The 19453-nt window shown below is 38.6% G+C and carries 15 protein-coding genes; 11 read left to right on the forward strand and 4 right to left on the reverse strand.

Annotated elements, in window-relative coordinates; genetic code table 11:
- Positions 1–3 precede the first annotated feature (3 nt).
- Positions 4–1017: a glycosyltransferase family 4 protein gene (locus C1E24_RS03530; RefSeq protein WP_138478781.1), complete on the reverse strand. Its 1014-nt coding sequence runs from the start codon at positions 1015–1017 to the stop codon at positions 4–6.
- Positions 1018–1041: 24 nt separating this feature from the next.
- Between C1E24_RS03530 and C1E24_RS03535 the strand changes: the two genes are divergently transcribed.
- Positions 1042–1368 carry an Hpt domain-containing protein gene (locus C1E24_RS03535; RefSeq protein ID WP_138478783.1) on the forward strand — a complete coding sequence of 109 codons (327 nt, stop codon included), beginning with the start codon at positions 1042–1044 and terminating at the stop codon, positions 1366–1368.
- Positions 1369–1416: 48 nt separating this feature from the next.
- Here C1E24_RS03535 and C1E24_RS03540 read toward each other — a convergent pair whose 3' ends face one another.
- Positions 1417–2313, reverse strand: a complete 897-nt coding sequence (locus tag C1E24_RS03540) for a gluconeogenesis factor YvcK family protein (protein WP_138478784.1) — start codon at positions 2311–2313, stop codon at positions 1417–1419.
- Positions 2314–2560: 247 nt separating this feature from the next.
- Between C1E24_RS03540 and C1E24_RS03545 the strand changes: the two genes are divergently transcribed.
- From C1E24_RS03545 to C1E24_RS03555, 3 genes are all read left to right on the forward strand, one after another.
- Positions 2561–4594, forward strand: coding sequence for a PAS domain-containing sensor histidine kinase (locus C1E24_RS03545; protein ID WP_138478786.1), 2034 nt, complete (start codon positions 2561–2563; stop codon positions 4592–4594).
- A gap of 53 nt (positions 4595–4647) precedes the next feature.
- Positions 4648–5328: an HvfX family Cu-binding RiPP maturation protein gene (locus C1E24_RS03550; protein WP_138478787.1), complete on the forward strand. Its 681-nt coding sequence runs from the start codon at positions 4648–4650 to the stop codon at positions 5326–5328.
- A gap of 65 nt (positions 5329–5393) precedes the next feature.
- On the forward strand, positions 5394–5942 hold the full coding sequence (locus C1E24_RS03555; protein WP_138478789.1) for an NAD(P)H nitroreductase: 549 nt from the start codon (positions 5394–5396) through the stop codon (positions 5940–5942).
- 64 nt (positions 5943–6006) lie between these two features.
- On the opposite strand, the gene C1E24_RS03560 is transcribed toward C1E24_RS03555, so the two are convergent.
- Positions 6007–7227, reverse strand: a complete 1221-nt coding sequence (locus tag C1E24_RS03560; RefSeq protein ID WP_138478791.1) for an NRAMP family divalent metal transporter — start codon at positions 7225–7227, stop codon at positions 6007–6009.
- Positions 7228–7234: 7 nt separating this feature from the next.
- Positions 7235–8005, reverse strand: a complete 771-nt coding sequence (locus C1E24_RS03565) for a class I SAM-dependent methyltransferase (protein WP_138478792.1) — start codon at positions 8003–8005, stop codon at positions 7235–7237.
- 278 nt (positions 8006–8283) lie between these two features.
- On the opposite strand from C1E24_RS03565, the gene C1E24_RS03570 reads away from it, so the two are divergent.
- From C1E24_RS03570 to C1E24_RS03605, 7 genes are all read left to right on the forward strand, one after another.
- Positions 8284–9426: an efflux RND transporter periplasmic adaptor subunit gene (locus C1E24_RS03570; RefSeq protein WP_138478794.1), complete on the forward strand. Its 1143-nt coding sequence runs from the start codon at positions 8284–8286 to the stop codon at positions 9424–9426.
- Positions 9427–9437: 11 nt separating this feature from the next.
- On the forward strand, positions 9438–12749 hold the full coding sequence (locus tag C1E24_RS03575) for an efflux RND transporter permease subunit (RefSeq protein ID WP_138478796.1): 3312 nt from the start codon (positions 9438–9440) through the stop codon (positions 12747–12749).
- 43 nt (positions 12750–12792) lie between these two features.
- Positions 12793–12987, forward strand: coding sequence for a DUF1289 domain-containing protein (locus tag C1E24_RS03580; protein WP_138478798.1), 195 nt, complete (start codon positions 12793–12795; stop codon positions 12985–12987).
- Complete coding sequence (locus C1E24_RS03585) at positions 12984–13364, forward strand: MAPEG family protein (RefSeq protein ID WP_138478800.1); 381 nt, start codon at positions 12984–12986, stop codon at positions 13362–13364. The genes C1E24_RS03580 and C1E24_RS03585 overlap by 4 nt, the downstream gene beginning before the upstream one ends.
- A gap of 378 nt (positions 13365–13742) precedes the next feature.
- Positions 13743–15101: a TolC family protein gene (locus C1E24_RS03595; protein ID WP_171040751.1), complete on the forward strand. Its 1359-nt coding sequence runs from the start codon at positions 13743–13745 to the stop codon at positions 15099–15101.
- On the forward strand, positions 15101–16345 hold the full coding sequence (locus C1E24_RS03600) for an efflux RND transporter periplasmic adaptor subunit (RefSeq protein ID WP_138478804.1): 1245 nt from the start codon (positions 15101–15103) through the stop codon (positions 16343–16345). Before C1E24_RS03595 ends, C1E24_RS03600 begins: the two co-directional genes overlap by 1 nt.
- Positions 16342–19443 carry an efflux RND transporter permease subunit gene (locus tag C1E24_RS03605; RefSeq protein WP_138478806.1) on the forward strand — a complete coding sequence of 1034 codons (3102 nt, stop codon included), beginning with the start codon at positions 16342–16344 and terminating at the stop codon, positions 19441–19443. Before C1E24_RS03600 ends, C1E24_RS03605 begins: the two co-directional genes overlap by 4 nt.
- Positions 19444–19453 lie beyond the last annotated feature (10 nt).

Raw genomic sequence — 19453 nt, forward strand, 5'->3', positions numbered from 1 at the left:
CATTTATCCAAAATATGCGCGTGTTAATTGTTCAAGCTGTTTTGACCCGCTGAAATCTTGCTGGATCGTTTGGAATGCATTATGGGTTATTTGTTTCTTCTTATCTTTGCTTGCTTGAGACCAACTAATAAGAGTTTCGCTTAACTCATCAATACAATTGCTAGTGCAAATATACCCATTGGTATTGTGAGAAATGACTTTGGCAACTGCGCCGACATCGAAACTAATTACACATTTAGATCTAGCCATCGCTTCTAATAACACCATAGGTAAACCTTCAGCTCTGGAGCTGATAACAAGTACATCGATTTGATCCCAAAAATCAGAGCTAGCTTGGTGGCCATGAAATTTAATATTGGCGGGCTTAGATGATTGTAAATCAGGTGCCATAGGACCATCACCAAACACATTAAAACTTATGCTTGGGTTTTTATCTAGTCTTCGAGCAAGCTCCACAAAATTGTCAGGACCTTTTTCGTGAGACAGCCTGCCAACAAAACCGACTCTTAACTTATCACAAAAATCGAACGACATTGGGTTTGTTATATCAACAAAGTTGTCTAGTACTTCGGCATTGTGCACTTGAGACAATAAACGATCAGACACAACAAAGTTTTTAGACATGAAACTGGTGAGTTTATCAATATAATTATACAAATAGACAAAGCCTGTACCAGCTTCGCCTGCATGGTATGTTGAGATACAACGAGAGGTTAATAACTTGCAGGTTAAACGCCCGATAATACCGGCTTTATAGCCATGAGTATGCAGATTCACAGGCGCTTTTTTATTTTTTAATAATGTATATAGTGAAGAAACTTTACCCTCAAGAAATGTGTAAGTGCATTGGGCATCGTCTAAATTGCGATAAAGTTGTGTATTGCCATGATCTTGATAAAACAAGACTTCAACAACAAGGTTGTGGCTTTTTAAAAGCCTTACTAATTGCACGATATGTGTTTCAATACCGCCATAAAGGCTTGAATCTAAGAAAAGAATGGTCTTTACTGATTTCATAGTCACCTCATTTGGAGCGAATATATGTTTAACCCAAATACCATACAACAATTAAAAGATGATGTAGGTGTCGACGTTTTAACTCAGTTGATGCAAGTTTTTCTTACAGAAAGTACTAAACTGGTTGAGCAACTAACTGCAAAATCAGTTCAACAAAGCGAAATTGAGCGTCTTGCACATAGTTTAAAAAGTTGTGCTCGCTCATACGGTGCTGACCAACTCGCAGACATTGCTGCTGATATAGAGAATGCAGCAAAAAGCAGTCCAGAATTAGCAATTATAGAGTCTAAAATTTCTCTACTCAGTGAAGTTCATAAAAAAACGCTTAATTCGTTACCAAAACTTAATTAACTCATTTGACTAAACTTATTTAAATAAACACACTTTGCTCAGCAGTGGCTAATGTATTAGAGAGGGTAACTTCTCTTTTTTAGGATGCGCAATCATGCTCTCGATCACAAACTTAAGTTGCTGTTTATTATGAGTACTTATTGATTTGTTATTTAAATTATTAAAATCAACTCTGGTGTCCATCGCGCCGAGAGCATCGACACTCAAACATAAATCAAAAAACTTATAGCCAATTAAGTCAGCGAGCCAAGCGGCATGTTCGCATGGAGAAATTCTCGACATTACACTGTTCTCTTTACAAACATTTTCGATAAATACACGGCATGCAGAGGTGTTCAGCAACGCGTTTTTTATATCATTAACCAGCAGAGGGGGGGTAACGCTAGTTAAGGCACTTCCGGGGCCAATTAAGATCATGTCAGCATTGTAGATATCACGGACAGCCTCTGGGACTGCAGAAATAGTTTTATCACTTAGGAAAAGTGCTTGAGGCAAATCACTTAACGCATCAACTTCACACTCTCCTTCGATACGAGTACCATTTTTTGCGGTCGCGATTAAATCGACTGGAGATTCGCTCATTGGGTAAATAGCATGGTCTACGTTTAATAATCTAGCATATTCTTGTATTGCTTTGCTCGGGCTTTGGGTAAGTTCACACAGGGCACTTAGTATTAAATTACCAACGCTATGTCCCTTAACATCATGTTCAAAGCCAAAGCGATGTTGTGATAGTACAGACATGAGATGGTTCTTATTGGCAAGAGAGTCAATGCAACGCCTTATATCGCCTAGCGCAACCAGTCTTTTATCAGCTCTAAGTCGTCCTGTACTGCCACCATTATCAGTGGTCGCAATAATTGCACTTAAATGATGATTTCCGGAATTCAAGGCTTCTAACACGGTTGATAAACCATGACCACCACCAATACACACGATTCTCATAACTGCCTCCTTCTAACACCAGTTATACCAATCAATAACTAGGCCAACATAATTGTGTGAATCAGGTTAAACTATAGTTGAATTTCTGTAACTTTCGCATTTTGCATTGCAAATAAGTTATTAATTATGAAGATTACTGATTTAGTGCTAGAAGCCGTAGATATTATCAGAAACGAAAAAGCTGAGTTATTCTGGTAATTGGTCTAAATTAGAAGTATCAAGCATTTTAAAGTATGAAGGAAAATACATGGAGAGTGTCTTATCGTCAAAAGCGCTTGAGTTCATTGATAGTATTAATAACTCAAAAAATCACAATGAAGCTCTCTTACGTCTTAAAATTGGATTGAGCGATTATCTTAATGTTTACCATATTTCAGCTTTTATAAATGAGGCTAAGGGGTTTTATGAGCTAGCTTCGACAAGTGAATTAAGAGTTGTTGATTTTAATGATCTTGATGAATTATGGCATGACTTACAAACTCAGTCTTTAATTGATAAAAAGGTTGATGCGCTTCCTGTTTCACTTTCGAATGTCACTTTCACAAAACCAAATCAATTCGATTTAAAGGCATTTCTTGTTTACACAAAAGTTAATGACGCAAATGGTTTTATTATTTGTTATTACAAAAATCGGACGTTATTAGCACCGAAAGAAATGACGCTTATCCATTCACTTTTACCTATATTTCGTCATACATTTTTAAAATTGGATTATATAGAGCACACAACACGATTACTCAACGAAAAAACAGCAGCATTAACTGTCAGTCAGGCTAGATTCCAAGCTTTCGCAGAGCTCGCATCAGATTGGTTTTGGGAAACAGATAATCAACTTAGGTACGAATATATATCGAGTGCTGAAGATGAGTTTCAAGCTCATACATATCAACATTTTATTGGAAAAACACCCATTGAAATTCGCTCATACGACGAACAACAACAGCAAAAGAAATGGGGCATGTTTCTTAATTTCATCAATAATCACCAAGAATTACACAACTTTGAATATGAAGCCAAAGCGCCCGACGGCAAAACTTTTTGGATAAGTATCAGTGGTAAAGCGCAATTTGATGAAGAAGGTAAGTATCTTGGTTATATGGGTATAGGAAGAGACATCAGCTATGCCAAGCAACGTGAAATTGATTTACAAAAAGAAAAAGAGCGGGCTGAAAAAGCCAATGCCGCAAAGTCAGATTTTTTAGCTGTTATGTCACATGAAATCAGGACACCTATGAATGCCATTTTAGGTATGCTTGAGCTTCTTGAAGACACAAACCCGAGTTCAAAACAACATGAGTTAATTGATTACATGCGCAGTAGTACACGATTATTGCAAGGTGTGATCTCAGACACGTTAGATTTTGCCAAAATAGAATCAGGCACCCTAAAACTCGAACTCGCTGACACTAACCTGATAAATTTAACCAAGAACCTAGTTAAGCAATTTGAAACTCAGGCAATCAAACATGGTATTGAGTTTGAGTGCACAATCGATCAGAGTGTACCCGAGAGAATCAACTGCGATGGTGTCAGGTTATCGCAAATACTGCTTAACCTCTTGAGTAATGCATTTAAGTTCACTCATGAAGGAAGCGTTAGACTCTATCTTAACAAAAGTGACAATCAAATAATCTTTCGAGTTATTGATACAGGTATAGGGATCAGCGAAGAAGATATCTCGAAACTGTTCGAACCATTTACGCAATTTCACTCTAGACAAAAAGGCCGGCAGCAGGGCGTTGGATTGGGGTTAAGTATAACGCGCAGATTATTGAACCTAATGGGAGGCAGTATAACTTGTTATTCAACAGTGGGAGAAGGGACAGAGTTTATTATCAGAGTGCCATATATTTCAATTGAATTAGTCGATGATAAAAATGAATTTGATGAGTACCCAAACATACCTAAAATGTCACTAAAAGTGCTCGTCGCGGAAGATAATATTGCAAACCAGTTTGTAATTAAAGCGATTCTTGAAAAGAGAGATTACCAAGTCACCATAGTCAACGATGGACAAGAAGCTCTTACTTTGCTTACAAATAATAAATTTGATTTAGTCTTGATGGATATGATGATGCCAGTGATGGATGGTGTTACAGCTGCAAAGGCAATCAGGCAAGAGTTATATTTAAATGAACTTCCTATTATTGCCTTGACCGCCAATGCTGGATTACAAGATAAAGAAAAATGTTTAGAAGCGGGTATGAATGATGTTCTGACCAAACCATTAGATAGCAAATTACTTGACGACAAAATTAAACAGTTTTTATTTAAAGAATAAGAAATAAAATGTTGGTTACTTAGGTCTTATAGAAAAAAGCAGAGAGAACTCATATGCAATTTAAAGATCCTAATTATGTAAAAACCATCAAGTCAAAGCTCGTGTCAATTGACTTCATATCACCCTTACTGTTTAGGCTGATTCTTGCGCCCACAATGATCATTGCGGGCTTCAATAAATTGAATCTGGGCAATCCAGATGTATCTTTGTTTTCTCGGTTGCTTGCAGATGAAAATGTAGTGACATGGTTTGGCAATACAGAGTGGGGCTTGGGGTTACCTTTTCCTGATTTACTTGCTTTTCTAGCTGGGTGGGCTGAATTTTTGGGTGGCTGGCTATTACTACTTGGTTTGTTCACACGTTTAGTTTCAATCCCATTGATTTTCACTATGCTAGTTGCCATAACCAGTGTTCATTGGGATAACGGTTGGTTTGCAATTGCCCCAAGTTCTGGTGACTCTAGTCCTGCAAAAGTGCTTAGCTGGTTCAACATTGAAGCTGCACAGCAAAGTCTAGAAAACTCTTATGAAGTATCGCAAAGGCTTTCTAAAATAAGTGAAATTATTGAGAACCATGGCTTTCCAAGTTACCTGCTTGAAAAAGGCTCTGTTGCGATATTAAATAATGGTATTGAATTCGCTGTCATTTATTTATCTATGTTATTAAGCCTGTTATTCACAGGTGCAGGTCGGTTTGTCAGTTTAGATTATTGGATATTTAAACGGTATCGTTAGTTAAGGGATGCGAATACGTCTGATTTCTTGTTATTCTAGTAGTAAGTTAACTAAAGAGAATTATCATGGATGCATTAGAGCTTCTTACAACAAGGCAATCAGACAGCAACCTGTCTTTTCCTGGTCCAAACTTAGAGCAACTTGAAATAATTAAAAAAGCCGCTTTAAAAGTGCCAGATCATGGTGGTTTGGCGCCATGGAAATTTATTGTAGTCGAGGAAGATGGCCGAGATAAATTGGGTGAAATTTATTATCAAGCTGCTGTTGCTGAACAACAAGACGAAAGAACAATCAGTAGGGCAAAAGAACTGCCGCAAAGAGCACCGATGCTTATCATTGCAGTTAGCCCTTACATGGAGCATCCTAAAGTGCCAAGAATAGAGCAAATTGAAAGCGCTGCTTGTAGTGTGTTTGCAATGCAACAAGCCGCTTTTGCACAAGGTCTTTCAGGCGTTTGGAGAACCGGTTATTTTGCTCAAAGTGAAAAGGTAAAAGAGTTACTCGAGCTTGATAGCAAAGATGAAATAGTGGGCTATTTATATTTGGGTACACCTACTGTGATGTGTACTAAACCAGTGCGTCATCAACCAGAAAAATTCTTCTCAAACTTATAGAAGTTCGTTTATTTGAAGCTAATTTTTTTGTTTAAATATGTGAGGGTATTGCACCCTCACATATTTAAAACACCTTCCAAAACACAAAAAGAGCTGAAATACCAACTAAAAACACAAAGCCTAAACCAGTCAATATCTTTATAAGCTTTGATTCTGACTGAAATACTTCACCCTTTACCAATTGATAATTTAACCATGCAAAAAAAGGTGTCGTTAAAAAAGACAGAGTCATCGCAAGCATCAGCATATCTTTGATATTCGCTTTGAAAAATAAAATAACAATTAAACCCAAAACAGCTTGAGCAATCAAAATCATCCACATTAGATTCTTAGGTGACTTGGTTACTAGGGTGTATGATTCGTTTAGTGTTCTGCTATAGCCATCTAAAACAGTTATTGTGGTGCCAAACATACACAAGAATGCAACCGTTGCAATTAACCAACGCGACCATTCACCTATCGTAAGCGCATACATATCAATGAGTTGTTTAGAAAATGCAACGCCTGCAAGTTCAATCGGTTTATCCTGCCCATATTGAAGCGACACCCCAAGCGAGAAAAACAGCAAGGCGAGTAGCAATGTCAGTCCATATCCTAATTTGAAATCAAAAAGTGTTTCTTTAACGTCTATGTGTTTGTGTCGGTGTTTCGCTTTTATCCATAGAGAATTTATCGCAGAAATTTCAATTGGCGCAGGCATCCAACCCATTAACGCCACCATAAATCCAAGCATTGCCATTGAGAAAGGAGATATTGGCGCAGCAGGTTCAGGGTGTACTTGTCCATTTGATAAAGCAACAACAAAGGCGATAAGTGTTGATAAGGTAAGAACCCCCATAATGATCTTACTGGCTTTATCAAGCGCTTTGTAATGACCAAGAAGTAATATCAATAAACACGTAAATAAAATACCAATGGATAAACTAGTCAAACTAGCTTGGAATGGTAAGACATATTGAAGCAGAAGCGCCGTAAGCAATAATACTCCTGCAGTGTTAACAACCGCAGAAATGACGTTAAGTAAAGTGAATAAATAAAATAATCCTGTGCTATTTTCTTTATAACCTTCAACTAAGCTTTTATTTGTTCTGACCGTATAAGCAACTGCAAACTTGAAAAATGGATATTTCAATAAGTTAACAATGATAATAAACGCGAAAAGCTGCCAACCAAATATTGCGCCTGCTTGTGTTGAAGCAACTAAATGCGAACCGCCAACGGCAGCCGTTGCCATTAAAATACCAGGGCCTAAATTCTGGATTGTGTTTTTTAAATCTGATGTCATTTTTTTCTTATTTTTTGATAGCCTGAATGGCATATATTTGCGGGATCAACTTACCTTTATGGTGTTTGACAAATCCTTTTCCGTCTACATGCTGCAAATTTTGCTCACAATCATAAGGGGAGTAAGGTGATTCTATATATTGCTTTATTTCAAGCCCAGCGTTAATCAGGGCTTGGATCACATCACTCACAGAGTGTGACCAAGTCACAATGGTAGACTCTTTTCCATCGCAATTCTCAGTATAAGTGCCTTCTTTTTCAACATCAGCAGACTGTTTTTCGAAATAATCATAGCCTGAAAGCAGATCATTGAATGGGTGAAACTCAATCAAGACAAATTTGCCTCCAGATTTTAATGCATTTGAAATGGTTTTTGCCCATTGACTCAAATCTGGTAACCAACATAAAACGCCGTATGATGTATAAACAACGTCAAATTGCTTGTTATTATTTTCACCGAATTGAACTATGTCATCACAGATAAAATTGGCATCGAGACAAAGCTCAGAAGAAAGCCGCTTAGCAGCATCAATTGCTTTGGCTGATAAATCAACCCCAGTTGTTTTCGCTCCCAGTCGAGTAAGTGAAAGCGTGTCTTGGCCAAAGTGACATTGCAAATGAAGCAAATCAAGCATTTCAACTGAGCCAAGTAATTCTTTCTCAAGAGGATTGAGGCTACATTTACCATTAATAAAAGATTGCACATCATAGAATGAAGACTCAAGGTGAATATCCGTTCTTTTATCCCATGTTGCTTTGTTGATATTTAAATAGTCCATATCAGATACTTAACTTTTTGTTTTTAATATTCTAACACCACTACTTTATAAGATTACAAGTTAAAAATAGGTTGATTTTTTAACCATTCATTAGAATAATAAAAAAGCTTGATAATGAGTTATCAAATTAACCCACCAAAAAAACCAATATTTATTTCATTCTATACTTAGTACAAGTGTACAAATCACATTTTTGCTACTTTTATTTATAGTTATGCAATGCTGCATAGCAGTACTGAGTTCAGTTGCCAAAACTGGTGTATTTACAAGGAACCCCAATGGCAAGCTTATTTTCTAGAAAAAAACGAATGACTAAGTCGCTATTATTTTTATCGATAATGTTTATCTCAAACGTCCATGCACAAGTTGTACGTTATAGCGAAGTAGTAGAGAAAGAAGAGCAAGAGCAGATCCGAGTAGTCGGAACGCTAAAAGCCTACCAAACATCTAATATTGCCATCAGTGAATCAGGACTGGTGACTGAGGTGTTGGTCAATGATGGCGATTACGTTAAAAAAGGTGATCGACTTCTAAAAGTTGATGATAGACGTCTCATAGCGCAAGTCGACCAACTACGAGCAGAACATGCTGCAGCAAAAGAAAACTTAAAAGCCACTAAAGCTGAATTTGAACGAGCACAAAGTGACTATCAAGCATATTTAACTTCGCAAAAAAATAATGCGGTGTCTAAACAGCAGCTTGAAAGAAGCCGTGCAGAAGCTAATTCTACGAAAGCGAATATGTTCGCAGCGGAACAGAACGTGGATGCAGTGATGGCAAGTCTAACACTTGCGGAAGTAAAGCTTTCTGATACGCAGTTAGTTGCACCATTTAGTGGGCAAGTCGTAGAACGTCACGCTGAACTAGGGCAATGGTTATCTGCTGGCGATACTGCTTTTAAAGTCACTTCTTTCGATAAACTAGAAGCTTGGCTTGATATACCTGAACGACTTTCTCACATTAAATATAGTGAGGCGTTATCAATTCCATTGCAAAGTGCCAGTGTGTTGGCGACGTCTAATAAAGTGAAAGTAATTAATCAAATTGACCCTAGAGCGCGAACTTTCAAAGTTATTGCTGAAATTAGCCACCCTGGATTTATGCCTGGAATGTCAGTCAGTGCTTGGCTTGCTACAAACGCCAAATCATCAACATTAATGGTGCCGAAAGATGCCTTGATCCAACGTGGTGGTAGTTATTTTGTTTATAAGGTGAATACCGACGGAGACAAACAGTCTGCGCAATTCGTACCTGTAAAAGTGAATTTTCATAGATCTGGTTGGGTTGCTATTGATAGTGTCGTTTTAGCCAATGGCGATAAAGTGGTGACTGAAGGGAATGAGCGGCTAATGCCTGGCCCTGTTGTGGCTGTACCAGATACGCAAGTCAGTTCGCAGTCTGTTTCAGAGAATGTGAACTAAAAAGGATATTTATGAATGTAGTTAAATCTGCGGTAAAACAACCAATTTCTGTGGTTGTTGCCGTTATTTTGTCAGTGCTTGCAGGCATATTGGCATTCACAAAAGTCCCAGTTCAGATGACCCCAACTGTCGACTCGGTTGTCGTCAGTGTGCGTACATTTTGGGAAAACGCCAGTCCGGAAGAAATTGAATCTGATGTTGTTATTGAACAAGAGAAGGTGCTTTCTGATGTCACTGGTTTAGTTTCGTTAACCAGTATTAGTCAAAACTCAGCGGCTCAACTTAGATTAGAATTTGAAACAGGCACTGACATTAATAAAGCGCAGGCTGAAGTGGTACAAAAACTCAATGAAGTACCTGCTTACCCGATGGGTGTCTCTCAACCAACTGTTGAAGGTGTCGATCCCATGTCAGTCGATTACATCGCATGGGTAGGCTTGGCCGCGACAGATCCTAACTTTGATAATACGACTTTGTATGACTTTATGGAAAGGCGATTAAGGCCACGTCTTGAGAACATAAAAGGTATATCGAAAGTCGGCATGATGGGCGCACGCGAGCAAGAACTTCAAATTAGAGTAGACCCAGTAAAATTGGCAAACTTTGGTGTGACATACAGTCAGCTTGTTGATGCTATACAGCTTAGCAACACAAGCTATTCAGGAGGTAGACTGCCTGATGGTAAAAATGATATTCGTGTTAAAGCCCATGGTCGTTTTAGTGATGTGTCTGAAGTGAAAAACATTGTATTACGCAGAGATATCAATGGCCCTGTGTATATCAGTGATGTTGCTGAGGTGGTCATAGATTATAAAGACATGACTGATTGGGTGAGAGCCCGTGGCGTAAAAATGCCATTTTTTAATTTTCAGTTAACTCGCGGTGCGAACTTACTTGAAGCTATGAACGCTTTAAAAGTGGAAATGGCTGAGCTTAATAAACCGGGAGGGATGCTTGACCAGCATGCCAAAAAACTTGGTATAAACGGCACATTTGAACTAGTTTTGACATGGGATTCATCAACTTATGTAGAAAATGCCATTGAGCTTGTACAAAGTAATATTGTCGTTGGAGGCATGTTAGCCGTATTCACTTTATTATTATTTTTACGCTCACTCAGAACCATAGGCGTAATTGCAATAGCTATCCCAATTTCTGTTATTGCATCTGTTGTTGTCTTAGTTGCACTTGGCCGATCTATCAATATTGTCTCTTTGGCTGGCATGGCTTTCGCGGTAGGCATGGTGGTAGATAACGCCATCGTTGTTATAGAAAACATATTCAGGCATCTAGAAATGGGTAAAAGGCCACTCAAGGCCAGTGTCGATGGTACCCAAGAAGTAGCAGGGGCGGTATTTGCCTCAACCATGACCACGCTCGTGGTATTTATTCCTATATTAACCATCAGTGACAGTGCGGGTCAGTTATTTAGAGACATATCTCTTGCTATTATGGCTGCGGTTTTTATTAGTTTTATTGTTTCAATCTTAGTCATTCCGGTCGCAGGGAGCTATTTTTTGAGAATGCGTACTGAGTCTAAGCAAGTAGAAATCAACTTAAAATGGTTTAAAGCGGTTGAGGTTAAAGCGGCAAAACTCCCTGACACAATAGGTGCTATCTTTACTTATCTTACAGAAACGACCAAACGAAAGTTAATTGTAATTTCAAGCTTTGGCGTTATCACACTTGCTGGTATCGCAATTTTAATTCCGCCATTAGATTACTTGCCTAAGGGTAATCGGAATTTTGCATTTGGCTTTATGGTACCACCACCTGGTTACAATTTAGATCAAATATCAGAAATTGGCGATCGTATAGAACAAAAGCTACGTCCTGCTTGGGAGCTAACTGAAGATAAATATCAAGCTGAGCAATACTTTAGACAAGGTGAACGCGCAACCGAAGCAGATAGGCCAAGCATTCAATTAATGGATGGCTCTATGATAGATGCCCCAAAAGTTGATCATTACTTCTTAGTTGCAATGGGTGGGCAAGTATTGCATGGCCTTATTCCACAAGACCCGATTAAAACTGTAGATTCAGTTGATTTCCTTAATCAAACTTTAATGGGAGTAAACGCACCTGATGTTATCGGCTTTGCTTTTCAGTTTCCTCTGTTCAGCACGGGTGGCACAACGGGTTCAGCCATCCAAATTGATTTGGTGGGAGATGACTTAGAGCAAATAACGCAAAGCGCGACAGCCTTGTTGTTTAAATTGATTGGTAAATATGGTCCTTATGCAACCATACCTGAGCCTGCTAATTTCATTTTACCGACGCCTGAGTTAAGTATTAAACCATTAGATGAGCGTTTGGCTGAGCTTAATATGACCCGAAGAGATCTGGGGTTAGCTGTGCAAACAAATGGTGATGGTGTGATTCTAATGAACAGTTTTGCCATAGGTGGAGAGCTAAAAGATCTCAAAGTGGTAACGCAAGCTCAACAATCGGATTATCCAATTGAATCTTTAATGCAATTACCTATTGCCACACCTGGTTCCGCTGTAATCGATCTTCAGTCTATTGCACTTGTAGAGCGAACTCAGACTGCAGACCAAATAAAACACGTTGCTAGACAAAGGGCGATTACTTTGCAATTTACACCTCCAGCAGGTATGCCACTTGAACAAGCTATTAACTCGGTTAATGCTATGGTGAGTGAATTAAAAAGCCAAGGTGCGATGTCTCAATATGTTGATGTGAACATGGCGGGCAGTGCAGGTAAATTAGCAGATCTAAAAAATGCACTGTTAGGTGATGGCAGTTTATTTGGTACGTTAAGTTCGAGCATGTTCTTAGCTATGTTCGTGGTTTATTTGGTGATGGTCATCTTGTTTCAAAACTGGAAGTATCCACTGGTTATTTTGGTTACGGTACCGCTGGCAACATTAGGTGGATTTATGGGCTTGAGTGCTGTGCATTGGGCCAGCGTATTTGACCGATATACACCAATTCAAAACCTTGATGTACTTACATTACTTGGCTTTGTAATTTTGGCAGGTGTGGTTGTAAACAATGCGATTCTAATTGTGCATCAAGCATTAAATAAACAAAAAGAGCGCGGAATGAACGGGCAGCTTGCTATCCGATCTTCAGTTGAAAGCCGAGTCAGGCCAATTATGATGTCAACGCTCACCTCTGTCGGGGGGATGTTACCACTTGTATTAATGCCAGGGGCAGGGAGTGAATTATATCGTGGGCTTGGTGCGGTTGTTGTGGGTGGACTTGTTGTTTCTACAATTTTTACACTGATCCTGGTTCCTGTTTTGTTGAGCTTTTTAATGAAAGATGAAGTGAAACAAACAGAAAACAATTTAGCTTAATTATTAAGGCTCCATGCGGGGCCTTTTTTATAGGCTTTTAAACATGAATAATGAAACACCTTCAAATATAGAATCACCTTGTATCCGGCAATGCTGCTTGGATGAGAATGATGTCTGTGTTGGTTGCTTTAGAAGCTTAGATGAAATTTTAAAGTGGAATTCATTGTCAGATAATGAAAAACAAGTAATTATGAATACTTGCATTGAAAGAAAACAACAAAAAAAGGAATCAAGATGATCACCCCAATTTACGTTGCCTTATTAGCATTATTATTCTTATTCTTAAGTTTTAAGACGATAAAAGTAAGAAAAAAATTACAAATCGGTGTTGGTACAGGAGACAACCCAGAATTGCTAAGAGCCATGCGTGTGCATGCTAATTTCTCAGAATACGTACCAATCAGTTTGATATTAATTTTATCAGTTGAATTATTAAAAGGGCATTTTATTCTTGTCCATGGTCTCGGTGCAGCATTGTTAATTGGACGAGTACTTCATGCTTATGGCGTTTCTCAAACCAAAGAAAACTTAAAGTTTCGCGTATCAGGCATGTTGCTTACATTCTCAACTATGCTGGTCTCGATAGTTTCAATTATTTACCTTTCAATTTTTTAACAGAAAAGCGCTGCGCGCTTTTCTTATACCAATCCGCTTAACTAAGTGGTCTATTTTGAGGCAAGAAAACCTTGTTGGTAGCAAGGCAAATATTTCGTTATTTAGTTGTTCTAAATGAGAAATCTTTAACGCAGCTATCATCAGGTTTAATCCCTCAAAATGATTAAGTGTTATTGCGGATTGGTATTATTCTTTTCTAAAACTTTCCTCTACTATTTCTATAATTAAAGCATCAAAACTATCTTGTTGTTTATTACGTATTCAGCCTTAATGAGTTCAATGTAAGTCTTTGTAAAGATGATTGTTGACAGATTTCTTCAAATATAGACTTTAAACGGACATGAATTAATAGGTTCAATGATGCAAAAGAAATGCCTTGTGTTGATAATATGTGCGGCTTTAGCTGGATGTAATTCAACATTAGAATCAAATAAATTACCTCAAGACAACGTGCCGAATAATTGGTTCGAATATGAGTCTGATGGGATAAGCTCTGACAGCTGGCAAGAAATCAATAAAAATAAGCACCTACACACGTTGATATTGCAATCAATTTCCAATAATCGTTCAATTCGTAAAGCGCGATTAGAATTAGACATTGCCAAGCAACAGCTAATTATTGCAGATGCAGACTTTTTACCAAGTCTTTCATCTAGTTTCGATTACAACAAAAGAAAACAAGCTAGCCAAGATAGTGCATCATCAAGTTATGGTATTGGTTTGGATTTAAAGTATGAACTTGATGTTTGGGGAAAGCTCAGTGCCAATAGTCGGCAAGCTAATCTAAATTATCTATCAGCACTTGCTAGCTATGAACAACAGCTCATCAATTTAGTCACAAGCGTATCTAAATCTTGGTATTCTTTGGTTGAATCAGAACAACAAATCAAATTACAAAAAGAACGGGCAGAGCTCACTAAACAAAGTGTTGATATTATAGAGAAGGGATACAGACAAGGCCTAAACAGTGCGCTTGACGTTTATTTGGCAAGAACGGAATTAAATAACGAACAAGCTAAATTATTTGAATTACTTAATAGTAATAAGCGTTTACAACGAGACCTCAAAACTTTATTGGCTGAATATCCGGAAGCTAATGTAATTACTGATGCTGATTTTCCAGAATTGAGCTCGCTTAATTCACTTGGCCTGCCAAGCGAGGTGATCAAACAAAAGCCAGCGATTCAATCTGCTTGGTTCAAATTATTAGCCCAAGATGCAGCATTGGCTTATGCACATAAACAGCGCTTCCCAAGTTTTAATTTGTCTTTGAGTATAGATTCATCGGATGACAAATTTTCTGATGTGATCCGATTCGATCAAATCGGTTGGAATTTCTTAGCAGGTATTACAGCGCCAATTTTTAATGCAGGTAGACTTGCTGCAAATGAAGAAAAACAAAGGCTAACCTTAAAGAGCCTTGAGCTGAGTTATTTAGAAGATGTTAATTCGACCTTTAAAGACATTGAAAATAGTTTGGCTAACGAGCAAGCGCTTATTGCCAGACTTGAGAAGGTAAAACACTCATCTGAAAACGCAAAACTTGCCTCGACATTATCTTTTGAGCAATACCAAAAAGGGCTCGTCAGTTATACCACAGTATTAGATGCGCAGAAGCGAAGTTTTGATGCACAAAGTAATTTCATTTCTCTTAATAACCAATTATTACAAAATCGCTTTTCTCTTTACCAAGCAATTGGTGGTAAATACCTCATCGATTCTCAGGAAAAACAATAATGAATGATCGTAAAACCAATTTGAAAAAGGCTGTACTACCGATATTAGTGGTTGTTATTAGTGCCATGATCATACTGTTTATCGTTAATAATAAACCGAGTAATGAAAGAGGCCGCCCTCAAGCAAGTGCAAAAATTCTGGTTGAAGGAATAAAACTTGAAAGAAAAGAATTTCAGGTTTCTATCGCCAGTTTTGGTATTGTGAAACCACGTACTCAAAGTGTGCTTGTTTCTCAAGTCTCTGGGCAAGTCAGTTATATCAGTGACAGTTTCCGTGATGGTGGGTTTTTCGAAAAAGGTGAGATGCTAGTAAAAATTGACGAAAGGGATTACCAAGCTGAAGTCGATATCGCTAAAGCCGCATTACTGAATGCTGAACAATCTTTACTTGAAGAGCAGGCCAGAAGTAAACAAGCCTTAGCTGATTGGCAAAGACTCGGAGATGGTTCAGAAGCAAATGATCTTGTTTTAAGAAAACCTCAACTAGCTGCTCAGCAAGCTAATGTGTTATCGGCCAAAGCAAAATTAGATAAAGCAAAACTCTCTCTAGAACGTACAAAAATCATTGCACCTTATGCGGGACGAATTTTGTCGAAGAAAGTCGATGTTGGTCAGGTCGTTAATGGTAATACACAACTTGCTGATATCTATGCGACAGATTATGTTGAAGTGCGCTTACCAATCAATAACCGAGATCTCGCTTATATAGATTTACCTGAGCAAAATCGATTTGGGCAAAGTAATACTGTAGACACAGAAGTGCTATTTACTTCTAACTTAATTGGTCAGCAAAAGTGGAGAGGCAAGTTAGTCAGAACAGAAAGCGCCATAGATAATAACTCTCAACAGCTCTATGTTGTGGCTCAAATCTTATCGCCATTCGATTCAAACAAAAATGCCATTAAAATTGGCCAATACGTTAATGCCACAATCAAAGGCAAGACGATTAATAATGCACTTTTAATACCTAACGAAGCCATTTATCAAGGTACTTATGTTTATGTGCTGCAAAAAGGTAATTTATTAAAGCGCGTTAATATTGACTACGACTGGCAAAACGAATCTGTCACTTTAGTGCAAAATGGTCTCAAGCTTGGAGATACCTTGATCACAACTCCGCTTGGTCAGGTTAGTTCAGGCACACCTGTCACTCTAATTGGAGACGATAAAGGTCTTAATAAAGCTGAAAGAAAACGAGAAAGAAGAAAGAAGGAACGTGACGCTGATAATGGAGAAAACACATGATAGCTTGGTTTACGCGAAATCATGTGGCAGCAAACCTTTTAATGATTGCAATTTTATTTGCAGGTTTGTTTTCACTAACAAATAAAATTCCACTTGAGATCTTTCCGTCATTTGAAACCGATCGGATCAGCATTTCTATGAGCTTACGGGGGGCAACGCCTGAAGATGTCGAGCAGGGCATTGCCATTCGCATTGAAGAGTCGGTTCAAGATTTAGAAGGGATCAAACGCATCACGTCTCGCTCCTCTGAGAATTCAGCGAGTGTGACCGTCGAAGTTGAATCTGGCTATGACCCACGAGAAATGTTGGCAGACATAAAAAGCCGTGTAGATGCAATTAATACCTTTCCTGCTGATGCAGAAAAACCGATTGTATCGCTTGCCCAGCGAAGAAGAGATGTGATTAATGTGACGATTTCTTCGGACTACAGCGAGCTTGAAACCAGAGAATTTGCTGAGCAAGTCAGAGATGACATTTTGCGTATCCCTGGGGTCACTCAAGTTGAACTAGATGGTGTACGTAATTACGAAATTGCCATCGAAATCAGCCAAGATAAGCTTAGACAGTACAACTTAACTATCGCTCAGATCTCTAATTTAATTGCCAGTTCAAGTACGGATATTTCGGCAGGTAATCTTAAATCATCAGGTGGTGACATATTACTTCGCTCTAAAGGACAGGCTTATAGAAAGAACGAATTTGAAAACATAGCAATCAAAACCAACAGTGATGGTTCCATAATTCGTTTAAAAGACATTGCAACCATTCTTGATGGCTTTGAAGAGACACCGGTTAGAACTCGTTTCGATGGTAAACAAGCCGCATTTATCGAGGTTTACCGTATTGGCGATCAAAGTGCCATTGATGTCGCTGATAAAGTTAAAAACTACATTAGCGATGCTCAGGCAAATCTTCCGGTAGGCTTTGAAATGAGTTATTGGGATGATGATTCTGTGATAGTCAAAAATCGAATTGCAACCTTAACGTCTAATGCGATTCAAGGGGGGATCTTAGTCCTCGCGCTTCTTACTTTGTTTTTGCGTCCTTCAATTGCTTTTTGGGTATTTATAGGCATTCCGATTTCATTTATGGGAGCGTTTATTGCTATGCCGATATTTGGCATTAGCCTTAATATAATGAGCTTATTCGGTTTTATTCTTGTGCTCGGGATTGTCGTTGATGATGCCATTGTGACAGGAGAAAACGTCTATACCCACATGAAAACTTCAGAAAGCGGTGAAATGGCTGCTATTCGTGGTACACAAGAGGTGGCTACACCGGTTACATTTGGTGTGCTGACTACCGTAGCAGCTTTTCTACCTTTGGCCTTCATAGAGGGAAATCGAGGAGCGTTATTTGCACAAATCCCCGTGGTTGTTATTCCTGTTTTATTAATGTCGCTTGTTGAGTCTAAGTTCGTCTTACCTGCGCACCTTAAATATTTAAAACTAAGAAATGAGAAACAAAGTGTCAGTAAGTTCAGCTTATTTCAGCAAAGATTTGCCGATGGTTTTGAGCAGTTTATTTTAAAGTACTACCAGCCTGTGCTCAAAAAAGCATTGAAATACAAGTTAGCGACACTGGCAGGCTTTATTGGCGTGTTTTTCGTGATACTTACGCTCATTATGACTGGTTGGACTAAGTTTATATTCTTTCCTCGTATTCCGAGCGAGACAGTCAGGGCAAATTTAACCATGCCTGCTGGCACCCCATTTGATGTGACAGCAAAATACATCGATTTAATGGCTGATAAAGCGAAGGTTTTAAAAGACAAATATATAGACCCTGATACAGGTGAAAGTATTATTATTCATATTTTGGCGATAACAGGTGGTAGAGGCGGCGCAAGTAATGTTGGAGGTGTGCGCTTTGAAATTACGCCACCTGAATCTAGAAATCTAGATATAGATTCACGACAACTTGTCATAGAGTGGCGAAAGCTGATTGGTGTAATACCTGGAGCAGAGTCCTTTACATTCAGAGCCGAAATTGGTCGTTCTAGCGATCCTATTGATGTGCAACTAACAGGGACTTCTTTAACTCAGTTAAAAGAGGCTGCTGAAAAAATCAAAAAACATTTGGCAACTTATCCAACCATATTTGATATTTCAGATAGTCTCAGTGATGGTAAAGATGAATTAAGAGTTGAATTAACGGAGCAAGGTGAAGCTTTAGGCTTAACACGCACCGAAATCTCAAGGCAAATTAGAAGTGCTTTTTTTGGTGCGCAAGTGCAGCGCATTCAGCGTGGTAGGGATGATGTTAGAGTCATGGTGCGCTTGCCGCTTGAAGAAAGAAGCAAGCTGACAACGTTAAATGAGTTACTGATAAAAGTGCCTAATGGTGGTGTTGTACCATTAAATCATGTCGCAGAGCTTATACCAGGTCAAAGCCCGTCAACGATTTACCGTATTGATAGATACCGTACAGTGAATGTTGTGGCAGATGTCGAAAAGAATAACACCAATATGACGGTGTTACAGGGCGAACTAAAAGTGTATTTAGATAATCTTGTAGCGCAATACCCAGGTATTAATCATTCATTAGAAGGTGAAGCGAAAGAGCAAAGAGAATCTTTTGGTTCACTTGGCTGGGCGTTAATATTTGTGTTCTTCATTATCTACGCGCTTTTAGCTATTCCTTTTAAATCATACATACAGCCACTCATTGTGATGAGCGTTATTCCATTTGGCATGATAGGCGCGGTGATAGGTCATTGGATCATGAGCATGGATTTAACCATTATGAGCTTATTGGGTATGTTGGCGCTCATCGGTGTGGTAGTAAATGACTCATTGGTGCTTGTGGATTATATCAACAAGCAAAAGCTGCAGGGGAAACACGTCGCCACCGCGGTTTTGCATGCAGGCGTTGCTCGTTTTAGACCTGTAATGTTAACCAGTATCACAACATTTTTTGGTTTAATGCCTTTGTTATTTGAGCAACAAACTCAAGCACAGTTTTTGATCCCTATGGCAGTGTCACTAGGCTTCGGGATTGTATTTGCTACCTTGATCACTTTGGTGTTGGTCCCAGTGAATTACATGCTTGTGGAAAGAGTTATTGGGACCAGTAATAAACAAATGGCAGTGATTTAAATCTAAGAAA

Origin of the sequence: Pseudoalteromonas phenolica, from assembly GCF_005876835.1 — a bacterium.
Taxonomy (GTDB): Bacteria; Pseudomonadota; Gammaproteobacteria; order Enterobacterales; family Alteromonadaceae; genus Pseudoalteromonas; species Pseudoalteromonas phenolica_B.